General features: G+C 43.0%; 9 protein-coding genes. 8 read left to right on the forward strand and 1 reads right to left on the reverse strand.

The window, feature by feature from the left end:
* The first annotated feature begins 260 nt into the window (after positions 1-260).
* Together AC1D0K_RS13885 and AC1D0K_RS13890 are read left to right on the forward strand one after the other, a co-directional pair.
* The gene (locus tag AC1D0K_RS13885) at positions 261-797 is read left to right on the forward strand and encodes a UpxY family transcription antiterminator (RefSeq protein ID WP_477397142.1); all 537 of its coding nucleotides are present in this window, start codon (positions 261-263) and stop codon (positions 795-797) included.
* Positions 798-905: 108 nt separating this feature from the next.
* A complete protein-coding gene (locus AC1D0K_RS13890) occupies positions 906-1328 on the forward strand; it encodes a hypothetical protein (RefSeq protein WP_295719169.1) in 423 nt (140 codons plus the stop codon).
* Positions 1329-1346: 18 nt separating this feature from the next.
* On the opposite strand, the gene AC1D0K_RS13895 is transcribed toward AC1D0K_RS13890, so the two are convergent.
* Entirely contained in the window at positions 1347-1625 is a 279-nt protein-coding gene (locus AC1D0K_RS13895; protein ID WP_477397139.1) for a hypothetical protein, read from the reverse strand.
* Between the two features lie 947 nt (positions 1626-2572).
* Here AC1D0K_RS13895 and AC1D0K_RS13900 point away from each other — a divergent pair.
* From AC1D0K_RS13900 to AC1D0K_RS13925, 6 genes are all read left to right on the forward strand, one after another.
* The gene (locus AC1D0K_RS13900; protein ID WP_477397137.1) at positions 2573-4552 is read left to right on the forward strand and encodes an FUSC family protein; all 1980 of its coding nucleotides are present in this window, start codon (positions 2573-2575) and stop codon (positions 4550-4552) included.
* Between the two features lie 175 nt (positions 4553-4727).
* Positions 4728-6668 carry a tetratricopeptide repeat-containing sensor histidine kinase gene (locus AC1D0K_RS13905; protein ID WP_477397135.1) on the forward strand — a complete coding sequence of 647 codons (1941 nt, stop codon included), beginning with the start codon at positions 4728-4730 and terminating at the stop codon, positions 6666-6668.
* 210 nt (positions 6669-6878) lie between these two features.
* Positions 6879-7859: an aldo/keto reductase gene (locus tag AC1D0K_RS13910; protein ID WP_477397133.1), complete on the forward strand. Its 981-nt coding sequence runs from the start codon at positions 6879-6881 to the stop codon at positions 7857-7859.
* A gap of 519 nt (positions 7860-8378) precedes the next feature.
* The gene (locus AC1D0K_RS13915) at positions 8379-8612 is read left to right on the forward strand and encodes a hypothetical protein (protein WP_295719159.1); all 234 of its coding nucleotides are present in this window, start codon (positions 8379-8381) and stop codon (positions 8610-8612) included.
* A gap of 310 nt (positions 8613-8922) precedes the next feature.
* Positions 8923-11760: a sugar-binding domain-containing protein gene (locus AC1D0K_RS13920; RefSeq protein WP_477441809.1), complete on the forward strand. Its 2838-nt coding sequence runs from the start codon at positions 8923-8925 to the stop codon at positions 11758-11760.
* 121 nt (positions 11761-11881) lie between these two features.
* Positions 11882-12610 (forward strand): glucosamine-6-phosphate deaminase, encoded by a 729-nt coding sequence (locus AC1D0K_RS13925; protein WP_477397747.1) that lies wholly within the window; start codon positions 11882-11884, stop codon positions 12608-12610.
* The last annotated feature ends 4 nt before the right edge of the window (positions 12611-12614 follow it).

Here is a 12614-nt window from a genome sequence, read left to right on the forward strand (position 1 = left end):
AATGAATAGCGTGCAATATTGCTATAGGCTAAGCTAAAAATGAATGATTTTAAATATGTTTATATATTGTTATGGATTATTTAAACAATATAATAGTATTTTAATTATAAATAAGCTGAATTTTGGTTATTTTTGTGTTTTTAATATAATATTACGGATTTAGTTTGTTTTTAAATTTTATTCCTATAAGTTATAAATAAGTTGAGCAATAAAATTTAATTGGTACGATAATTTATATTGATATTATAAATAACCTAGCCGTGGAAAAAGAACCAATAAAATTAAAAGAATCCTCAAAAAAACAATGGATGGTGGTGTATACCCGATCCAGGTTTGAGAAGAAGATAGATAAAAACCTAAAAGAGCAAAATGTTACCTCTTTTTGCCCGGTGGTGAAATCTCAGAATAAATGGGCAGATCGCGTGAAAACGGTTGAAACCCCCCTTTTTTCTTCTTATTTATTTGTTAAAATAAACCCTCTTGAATTTACCAAAGTAAGAGGCGTTGCAGGTGTTATAAACTTTGTAAACCATTGCGGTAAACCCGTGATTATAAGTGACTCAGAGATAGAAAGAATTGAGTTAATTCTCTCGAAATATTCGGACGTTGAGTTAGTGAACCTGAACAACTTAAGTGTTGGCGACAGGGTTAAAATAAAAAACGGCGTGCTCTTAAATGTAGAAGGTATAGTGAATAGAATAATGGGTAAACTGGTATTGATGACCATTGAACCGTTGGAGTGTGCCTTAGTAATTAAAGTTGGGCTTGACCAGATAGCTTTAAAAGAAGTTGAATGATTGTATTTTGTAGGTAATTTTAAATTATTGATATTAAGTAATTTGTATTTTTTATCAGGGTGTAATTTAATAATAAACAATATTGGCATTTAAAACCACTACTTAGCGATGGAACTACATCATGGGCAAATAATTGAGAAAGTAATAAGGCGGGAGGGGTATAGTATTAGTGAGGTGGCAAGGTTTACAAAGGTTAACCGGCGATCTGTTTATTACTGGTTTAATCAGCAGTTTTTGAAAGCAGAGATTATATACAAGATAGGCATGTGTTTAAAGCATGATTTTTCGGTAGAATTCCCTCATTTATTCAAAAGCGATGATTTTAAAAAGATGTCTGCCGAAGTAAAATTTGTGAATGCAGGCAGTGAGGTAATTAACGAGCCGCAAGGCTCTGCCTACTGGAAGGATAAATATCTGGAGCTTTTAGAAAACTATAATGAACTTTTAATTAGGAATGCAGAAGAGCATAAAACTGAAAAGGAAAATATTCTTCGTATGGTTTTACCGGATACAAATTTAAAATCTAAATAAAAATAGTATAGGTAAATATTAATTTACAGCGTATATTGTTTTAAGAAATAGATTGAGCTCTCGCATGAATTTTAGTTGAGGTCTTAACTCTTCAATTGTTATTTCAGGATTTTCATTGTCTACAACAGAGTCTGAAATAGAATTAATCATTGTTTCAAATCCATCCTTAGTAATGTCCATAAAGGAAGAACAATGCTCCAGGAACTCTTTCAGCTCTTTTAAACTAATACCAAAATCAACGCCGTTGACATTAACGGTTTGATTTTCTTCCAAACTTCTTTTTCTTTCAACTATCATTTTTTTGGATGCCAAACTTACAAATTGCTCAAAAAATATTTTTTACCTGCTATTACGCTGTTTCGAATTGAAAATCCAATTGAGCAACTTTGGGGTATTTTACGATATAGAAATTGATAAAGTTTCAATTTTTTTGTTTTAGATTTCATTTTGCTAAACTTATGTATTCTGCTCAGATGAATATGATTTAGAAAAAAAAACACCCTTTTAACTCCTCTGTTATAGATAAATACCAGAATTGAAAAAAGAATACAATTCCCTATTGTGTAAGTATTTGCACAATATGTTGCGTAAAATCAACAGTATTTATTTTTGATTTACCATTAATTTTTATGTTGCTATTAAGCACCATGTAAAAATGTAATAATCTTGTTAAATTTATTGATGCTCAGTGTAATAGTTTAATTAATATTTTCGGAGATAAAAGCCCCGTTTAATTCAAAATTGACTTGTTTTTACTTGATTTATTATTAAAATTAATATTATATAATAATATGCACTAAATCAAAATGGAAACACATACCAAGGCAATCTTGAAAGAATATCTTCAGTTAATAATTTTTTATATAGGTGGTTTTATTCAGGCTTATGTACAATATTACTAAAATTATGCCATATTGTTTATCAATAGCTAATAGAGATTTAAAATAAAATGGACAGAGTAAGTATAAATCTAAATGTAGTTTTTTTGCACATACGGATCCGCGAAATTGGGAATAAGTCATCATTTTGTTCAAATGATAAAGGGTTGATAACTCCGTATTATTTGCCTGCATAAAGTTTCGACGCAGCATAGTGAAGACAGGGATAAACTGCAGGAAATTTATGTTTTATACACAGAGCGATATAAAACATATATCAATACTAAAGCGGTATAGATTAGTAACAGATTTATTTTAGGCTCGGTGTACTTGTTTTTAGGCATAGCTATTCTTTAAGTTTGCAATGTGTTCCAAATCAAAACTCATCCTTTTCATTTCCGCCTGGCCGAAAACGTGGCCGATGCGCTGCGCAATACGCTGATTGTGCTGTTGCCGATCGTGGTGTTTTACCATAGCCACCGACAGACAGGTATCGGTATGGGTGTTGGCGCATTGTTGATCAGCCTGACTGATTTACCGGGCAACCGGCGCGGCAAAGCGCTGACAGCCCTGCAAAGTTTGCTGATCTTTTTCGCGGTGTCATTGATCTTTTCGGCAAGCCTACACTCGGCGCTGCTGGCTGGGCTGGTATTGCTCACGCTGACTTTCCTGCTATCGATGATGGCGGCTTTGGGTGGCCGTACCGGTGTGGCCGGAACTATGGGCATTGTGCTGATGGTTTTTACGTTGGGGCTGAGGCCGCAGGAGCCGTTGTGGTTCAGCGCTTTTATCGTGGTGGGCGGGGCCTGGTTCCATCTCGTGAGCCTGGTACAGGTATTGATCTGGCCGTTCCGCTCATTACACCAGGCACTGCGCGAAGCTTTGTCTGCGACTGCAGATTTCCTGAAGGCTAAGGCTGTTTGTTATGACCCGGCTGTGCCCCTGGAGGAGGCTTACCGGCAAACAATTGCCCTGCATTTGCGGGTTTCGGAAAAGCAGGAGCTCGTGAGGCAGTTATTGCTCAGCGACCGTCCGGGTGCGCAGCAGTTGCTAAACACTGCGATCCGGGTGATAGGCTTGTATGAACAGGTAACAGCCATGCATTATGACTATGTAGTTGTGCGCGAACGGTTGGAAACGAGTGGGGCGCTACCGCTGACAGCGGAACTGATTGCTTTGCTGTCAGAAGAAACGCGCGGGCTCAGCCGTGTGGTGCCGGTATCCCGTCCGCTGAACCCAACGCTGAACGATTCCGCTTACTTGCAACTGAGCGACCGGCTATCCATCATGGCAGCGGGGCTGCAGCAAGAGGACGCGGCTGTTATCAACGGGATCCTGATCAATACTGCCGCGATTCGCCGCTTACTGGCCGAAATAGTTTTGAACGAGGGGGCGGTAATGGAAGATCTGCCTGAACCGGGCGCTTTCTTGCCAGAGGAGGGGACGTACGCCTCGAAGTTCAGGGCGCATTTAAATTTCCGTTCACCGGTGCTGCGTTTTTCGCTGCGGCTCACCTTATTGTTTGCGGCAGGGTATCTTGCTACCTTATTTTTCGCCCCGGATCCTTATAGTTACTGGCTGTTGCTAACGATTGTGATCGTGGCCCGGCCCCGGCTGGCGCTAACCTGGCAACGGAACTTGGAGCGTTTGTCGGGTACTTTGGTAGGTGTATTACTGGCGGGCCTGATGCTGCTGCTAATCAAGCCAGTTATGCTCTTACTGGTTATCGCAGGGCTGGGATTATTGTGCTTTTTTGCCTGGAACCGGTCTGCCTATGCCCGGAGCGTGACCGGTATTACGGTTTGTGTGGTAATCTGCCTGAGTCTTTATCATGGACAGCCGGCTGTGATCGCGACTGCCCGGCTCTGGTATTCACTGGCGGGCTGCGTTCTTGCTTTTGTCGGGATCTTCGTTTTTCCGGTCTGGATAAACGCCGAGCTGGAGGACCTGGCGCGTGCGGCAGCGGCTGGAAACCAGCTGTTCCTGAAAGCCGTTCTGGAGCAGGCTACGCAACAGGAGGTCTGGCTGGCGCGAAAGGAAGCTCATTTGAGGCTGGCACGCTTTTCGGAAGGTTTGCGGCACGCGCGGGTCGAGCCTGGCAAAGCCGACTTACCCCGATTGGAACACATTCAGGTACTGCATTACCGCATCAACGCCGTGATTATCTCGCTGTTTTTAGCCCCCCGACCATCGGGCTTTGAAAAAGCAGAAAGGGCATTGGCCCGCCTGGAAGACTATGGGCGACGGGAAAATCTTTTTTTACCAGCGCCCCAGGACAATCGTTTATTATTAAAAGGCGCTGATCTGCTGGACGCGCTGGTATCCGAACTGCTCCGGGCTGGCTGAGCCAGCATTCCTACTATCTCACGGCCTGTTGTTTTGCCGGCCCGGCCATAGGGGAATACTACACTCAATTTATAAAGGAATTTCACGGGGAAGTGGATAAACTACTGGGGCAGGCGGCAGCTAAATCAAAAACTTATCAGCGGCGTTTACGTAAAAAGTTTTTAAAGCTTTATCTATGCGCTATTTTTTGATGCTGATTTGCTCCCTGAACTACACTGCATTTGCGCAGCAACCCGCGGCGAAGCCCGGTCAGCTTCAAACGGCAAGCGAAAGTGAAAAGGTTCGATTGTATAATCACATCAGCCAGTCCTATGCGGCCACGCAGCCAGATTCTGCTGTGTATTATGCGCATGCGGGTATGCGCCTGGCCGAAAAACAGAATGACCGCCAGGGCCAGGCCTCTCTGTTGCTGACACTGGGGCATATCAACGCGTTACACCATCATACCGACCTTGCCCGGAGCTTTTATAACGAGGCGCTGGGCCTGTACCGCAGGCTGCATGATGTGGCCGGTGTTGCCCATACCTATGATCAATTGGGGGCACTGGATGGCGATACGCAAAACTTCGGTGCAGCCTTAAAATATTACCAGGATAGCCGGGATAGCAGCGGGTTGATCGAAACCTATGTGGACCTGGGCAACAATGCGGTAGACAAAGGCGAGCACGAAAAGGCACTGAGCTGGTACCTGCGTGCCCTAACCCAGTATGAGCATCGCCGGCAGGAGCCGGAAGCTTACTTTGTATTACTGGAAAATATCGGCAAGCTATACCAACAGAAAGGCGATAGCGCTACCGCGCTGCACTATCTGCAGGAAGGCGTCCGCAGGAGCAGCCGGCAGGGGACGCGGGACGGCGAAGTCCGTTTGCTTAATGATGAAGGCCGGCTTTTTACTCAGGACCATGAGGAAGTAAAGGCACTCGCATTATATAAACAAGCGCTCAACGAAGCGAAGAAATACCGTCAGCCGGATGAGCAGGCCGAAGCGCTGATCGGGATTGCGGGTGTGCTCCAAAAACAGGATGCCGGCGCAAGTATTAAAGATCTGCAGCAAGCATTGAATATCGCTCAAAGCCTGCACGAGCCGAAACTGGAGGCTCGTATCTACCAGGCCCTGGTCGCAGTTTACCGCCAGCAAAAAAATTATGGTGAAGCCATGACCGCGCTTACAGAAGAACACCACCTGGTGGATAGTCTGCTCGGGGCGGATACGGTTAAGGAGATCGCCGCCCTGGACAGCAGCTATGTGCTGGAGCGTTCGCGCGAGAAAACGGAAGGCCTTGAAAAGGTGAACCGGGTGGAAAAAGCCGAATTGTGGCTGGCCGTGGTATTGGCCGCGTCGGTATTGCTGATCCTGATCCTGTGCTGGCTTTATCTCCGGAAAGTTAAACGGCTAAATACACAACTGCAGCACTTGAATGAAGAATTGCGAAATTCCAACCGGGTGAAGGATACGCTGTTTTCGGTGATTGGTCATGACCTGAAAGGGCCGGCCGGCAGCGCCGCGCAGCTTTTTGAAATGATGGAGACCGAAGATTTTACGCAGGAGGAAATGAAAGGCATGATCAGCGAGCTGCGTAAACAGACCACGGCATCGCTGCAATTATTGCAGGCGCTGTTTGAATGGGGTAAAGCACAGCTGCAGGGTATCAAGGTGAATCCGACGGATTTTAGCGTGCAGCCCGTTGTAGAGCGATGTATACACTTGCTAAGTCAGCAGGCGGCGCAGAAAAATATCCAGCTCATGGCCAACCTGCCCGATGCACTGAAACTACACGCGGATGCCGACCACTTTGAATTTATCATCCGCAATCTGTTGTCCAACGCCATTAAGTTCAGTTATGAGGGCGGCACGATTACCATTGGTGCGCGACTGCCTTCGCCGGAGGAAGTGGTCCTGTCGGTTAAAGATAATGGGGTGGGTATCAGTCCGGATCAGCAGGCTGTTTTCCTGACGAGTAACCTGAAGGTGAGCTTCGGTACCCAAAAAGAACAGGGCAGCGGCCTGGGCCTGTTACTGACCAAGGATTTTATCAAGGCCAACCATGGGCGTATCTGGCTGGAGAGTGAACAGGGAAAAGGTAGCACCTTTTATGTGGCGATGCCACCGGCGTAAGTGCCTGAACTCTTAGACAAGCTGGACCCAAACGTTTCAAACATCAATATTTTGATTTTTTATCTTTTTGATATGATTAAGTTGATGCGATCGTTAATCATATTTGAAATTCATAAAAAGTTCTTCGTTTCTCTACAATGATTCTTAATAGTTCTGCTGAAATTTGCTTCATCAAAAAAAAGAATATTTAATGTTTTAATAATAGCAGTCATGAAATATAGAAAACTGGGTAAAACCAACGAAAAGCTATCGGCTATAGGATTGGGCACCATGGGGATGAATCATGCTTATGGCGAGCCGGATGATAAAGAATCATTGGCTACCTTGAACCTGGCCATTGATTTGGGCATTAACTTTTGGGACACAGCTGATATTTATGCCAAAGGCGAAAATGAGAAACTGGTATCTGAAGTTTTGGTTCCAAACAGGGATAAAATTTTTATTGCAACAAAATTTGGGTTCAGATGGGATGACAATAAAATCAACTCATTTGATGCATCTCCTGCTTATATTAAAACAGCGGTTGAACAAAGCCTGAGGCGGCTGCGTGTAGATTATATTGACCTGTATTACGCGCACCGCGTAGATCCGCTTATACCTATTGAAGAAACAGTAGGAGCTATGGCCGAGTTGGTTAAAGAGGGAAAGGTTAAATATCTTGGTTTGTCGGAGGCCTCTGCCGCATCAATTAAAAAAGCTCATGCCGTACATCCGATTGCCGCGCTGCAAAGTGAATATTCTTTGTTAACAAGAGAAGTAGAAGCGGAAATACTTCCTTTGACCAGGGAACTTGGCATATCTTTTATTCCCTTTAGTCCATTAGCCCGCGGACTTGTAACTAATACACTCGATATCAGTACACTTGCAGGTAACGATTTCCGAAGAACATTGCCCCGCTACCAGGAGAAATATGCTGAAAACAACAAGAAACTGGCTGAAGGGTTTGCTGCAATAGCAGGATCTAAAAATGTTACTTCAGCCCAAATAGCGCTTGCCTGGGTTTTGAACCAGGGTGAACACATTATACCTATCCCTGGCACAAAGAAAACCAAATATCTGAAGGAAAACGCCGCTGCGGTGGACGTAGAACTGACTACGGACGATTTGCAAACTATTGAAGAACTGCTGAAAAAATACCCGGATACTGGAGCAAGATACAGCGAGCACCATGCAAAAATGACTAACAATTAAGTATCATAAGCCTCGTTGCCATTGCATCGATTAACAAAGAGACAATGAAGAATGACAATCGGCTTTTGGAGTAAGAACCTATTTTGCAAACCCAGGCATGGTTGGAAGCTGGCTTAACGTTATTTGACTTTAATATTCATATATCTTATATCATTAAAAATACGCCTGGCTATGCCGAACGATTGAAAGTGGAGAAACAGACACATGTATTCTGGAACAGACCTAACTGACATCATTCGTAACCCTTGACGGGGGGCCAGGAAGACAAACAGAATCTTTGAAATAAATTAAAAAAACAATTGAATTTCTTGTATTTGACTATTGTAATTAGTAAGTTCAGTTGTTGAAATGTTATGAAAACCGCAGTTTATGTTTTATTTCAACAGGGGCCATGTTAAGTGCCTTGCACGCCGGAAGCCCCAGAAAGCGAGTATCGGGGGACTTTCTTTTTAAAAGTATTTCGGTTCAGGGATATTTTAACCGGAATGATATTGTACCATCTTTTTATCTTTGCAATACATGAGTTTACCTTTGCGCATCACATTTGGAGATATTGATTATACTTACAAAGTATTAAGTAAAGGGATCAATAGGGAAACCACACAAATAAAAATCAGCCTTTTTAGCGAAGAGTTTACCCTGATTCGTAATCAACTCAATGAGTGGATTCCCGAAGAATCATCCATTGGCGATAATCAGGCCCTTTTAAAAGCCATTGGTCGTTCGCTTGCATCGCGTTACAGGCTTAAATAATAACCCAAATTCGCCAAGAAATAATAAAGTCCCTGTCAAACTCGATAGAGGCTTTCCCGATAGATTTTCAATTTAGTTATTGTGTCTTCTTTTCTGTCACTTCTTTGCGGCTATTCCGCTGAAACTGACCAGTAACTCATAGGTAAAGAACAAATTGATTCGGCTGGGGTAATAAAAAGATGTTTTTTCAGACGAAGTATTAATTAGGTCAGATAGTCCGGTTTTTTCGTTGTATTTTCATTTTTTAATAGCAGTTGTAACTAACACATTTGCTGGCCAATTATTTTCTCGTCATTCCCTATTGTTAAATATGAAAAAAGTCATTTATGTTATTCTTTCAGGCATATTTGTTTGCTGTAGTTTTACCGGCGTCGGACAAATTATTCAAAATAAGAGAATTGATCTTTCAGGGACCTGGTCATTTGCAATAGATTCTCTGGACAAGGGAGTCAAAGAAAAATGGTTTGTAAACAAATTACCTGAAACTATTCATTTGCCGGGTTCTATGGCTACCAACGGCAAGGGTAACGATGTAACCCTGAATACGCCATGGACCGGTGGTATGTGGAGTATGCAATGGTTTAAAGATTCCAGCTATGCCAAATACCGGCAACCGGGCAATGTGAAGATATCCTTTTGGCTGCAACCCAATAAATATTATGTGGGGCCCGCCTGGTATCAAAAAGAGGTTAATATTCCACCGGCATGGGCAGGACAACATATAGAATTATTTTTGGAAAGATGCCACTGGGAAACAACCCTGTGGATAGACGGTAAAGAAGCCGGTATGCAAAATGCATTAGGGGCGCCGCATATTTACGTGCTGGATCATCTGCTTAAACCCGGAAAACATATTATTGCATTAAGGATTGATAACCGGATTAAAGATATTAACCCCGGGGCAGATGCACACAGTGTAACGGATAATACGCAAACCAATTGGAATGGTATTGTTGGTGATATGGCGCTTAACGCCAAACCGGCGGTTTATCTTTCATCGGTTCAATTGTTTCCTGATGTGGATAAAAAGGTAGTAGTGGCGAAAGTGAGCATCAAGAGCTTGTCTGGAACTTTCGGCGCGTCGAAACTGATTTTCAGTGTGCAGGATAATAAGGGTGCCGCTCATCAATATCTGCCGGTCCTTCAAAAAATAATTGCCGCTGGAAAAGATTCCACTATTGTGTTTTTTACGTACCCTATGGGAGCCCATACGCTATTATGGGATGAATTTAATCCCAATCTTTATAAGATGAAGGTGACCTTAAAGGGGGAAAGCGGAACGGATAGCCAGGAAATTACTTTCGGCATGCGTAAATTCATTACCAAAGGAAGTCAGTTTACAATAAATGACCGCCCGGTTTTCCTTCGGGGAACGTTGGAATGCGCTATTTTTCCTAAAACAGGTTTCCCGCCGACTGATAAAGGCGCCTGGGCGAGAATATTTAGAATATGCAGGTCATATGGGCTGAATCATATTCGGTTTCACTCCTGGTGCCCCCCTGAAGCAGCTTTTCAGGCGGCCGACGAAGCGGGGTTCTATTTATCCATCGAATGTTCCGCATGGGCAACGGTTGGAGATGGAAAACCCATTGATCGGTTCCTCTATGAGGAAAGCAACCACATTGTAAATGCTTTTGGTAACCATCCCTCGTTTTGCATGATGCCTTATGGTAATGAACCCGGCGGTAAAAATCTAAAAGAATACCTTACCGGCTTTGTTAAATACTGGAAGCAAAAGGATCCCCGGCGGTTATATACCACGGCTTCTGGCTGGCCGGTAATTCCCGAAAGCGATTACAACAGCTCTCCCGATCCGCGTATACAAGCCTGGGGTGCGGGCGTCGAAAGTATTATCAATTCTAAACCGCCAAATACCAATTATGATTGGTTATCCATCATCAGCAAATGGCCGCAACCCACTGTGAGCCATGAGATTGGCCAGTGGTGTGTTTACCCTAACTTCAAAGAAATAAAAAAATATGATGGTGTGCTCAAGCCTAAAAATTTTGAAATATTTTATGATCGCTTAAAAGAACATCACCTGGAAAGTCTTGCCGATAGCTTTCTGTTTGCATCAGGTAAACTACAGGTACTATGTTATAAAGCAGATATAGAGGCAGCTTTAAGAACCAAAGGGTTTGGCGGGTTCCAGTTGCTTGATCTGCATGATTTTCCGGGCCAGGGTACAGCGCTGGTAGGTGTTTTAGATCCTTTCTGGGATGATAAGGGTTATGTTACAGCAAAGGAATACAGCAGGTTTTGTAATGCAACGGTGCCGTTAATCAGAACAGCTAAGATGATCTATGAAAATAATGAAAAGCTTGAAGCGGAAGTGGAGATCGCGCATTATGGCAGTACTCCGTTAAAACAAATTACACCAACATGGCAACTGCAAGACCATGCCGGTAAAGTGCTATACAGTGGAAAGCTGAAAACAACCAATGTGCCTATAGGAAATGGTTTCAAGTTGGGTCAAATCAGCCAATCCTTATCTGGCATCAATCAAGCTCAAAAGCTGGTGCTACAGGTAGAAGCAGGGGGGCACATTAACTCCTGGGATATTTTTGTTTACCCTTCACATCGTCCCGAACCTAATAAAAGTATTTATGTAACTCAACAACTTGATAAAAAGTCTTTGGCCATGTTAAATAAAGGCGGTAAAGTTCTGCTTACCGTGAAAAAAGGCGCAATAAACGCAGATATGGGTGGCAATGTTGTGGTGGGATTTTCCAGTATTTTCTGGAACACCTCATGGACTAATAACCAGCCTCCGCATACACTGGGGATTTTGTGTAATCCCGCACACCCGGCATTGGCAAAGTTTCCTACGGATTATTACAGCAACTGGGAATGGCAGGATGGCATAAGTCATAGCTCCGCAATCCGGTTGGATAGTCTTTCAAATGAGATCAAACCCATTGTAAGGATCATAGATGACTGGTTTACCGCAAGGCCCTTGGGGTTGATTTTTGAATGCAAAGCAGGAAACGGTAGCTTGGTGGTTTCAGGTATTGATTTGCTTACAGATCGAGAAAAACGTCCCGAAGCTAAACAGTTGCTATATAGCCTGGAAAATTATATGAATACGCCGGGGTTTAATCCATCAGTATCTGTGAAAACAGAAAAACTTGTGGGGCTTTTTAAATAATCTTCCTTGATTTAAATGGCGTTAAGCAAGGAGTAAATAGGGTATTAATGATTGGAAACGCATCCGATGATATGCAATTACAGGATAATTTTGAGATCATCAATTAATTTAATTCCGTTATATGAAAGTATTAACTTATTCAGATTACAATAAAATGTGCAGAGCTGCTGCTGATATTATTGTTGCCCAAATTCAACTTAAACTCAACTCCCTGATATGTATTCCTTCGGGAGATTCACCGGCCGGAGTATTTAAATATTTAATAGCCGATGCCCAAAACGGCAAGGTAGATTTTAGCGGATGTTACTTTGTAGGGCTGGATGAATGGGTAGGTATGGGCAAGGATGATGATGGAAGTTGCACCAATTTTCTTTACAAAAACTTCTTTACACCCCTGCGAATTGAACCGGAAAAGATGATGCTTTTTGATGCCAAATCAGCAAATCTGGATGCTGCATGTAAATCAATGGATGATTTTATAAAAGAAAGAGGTCCCCTGGATATCATGATGGTAGGCATTGGCATGAATGGCCACATAGGCCTCAATGAGCCCGGTACAGATTTTGATTTATATGCTCATTATTCGCCGCTGGCGCCGGTTACCGCGAGTGTGGGGCAAAAATACTTTAAAAAGCAAACCCACCTGCACCTGGGTATAACGCTTGGCCTTAAATATTTGCAGGAAGCAAAAATACCTTTGCTCATAGCTGCCGGAGTTAAAAAGGCGGAGATTATTGCTCAGGCATTGGAGGGTGAGGTCACTAATCAATTACCGGCGTCCATTTTTCAAACGCTGCCATCAGCTTATGTTTTATTAGATAAAGACGCCGCGCAAAGATTGACTCGATAGTATT

The organism is Mucilaginibacter sp. P1_A3, assembly GCF_056406855.1.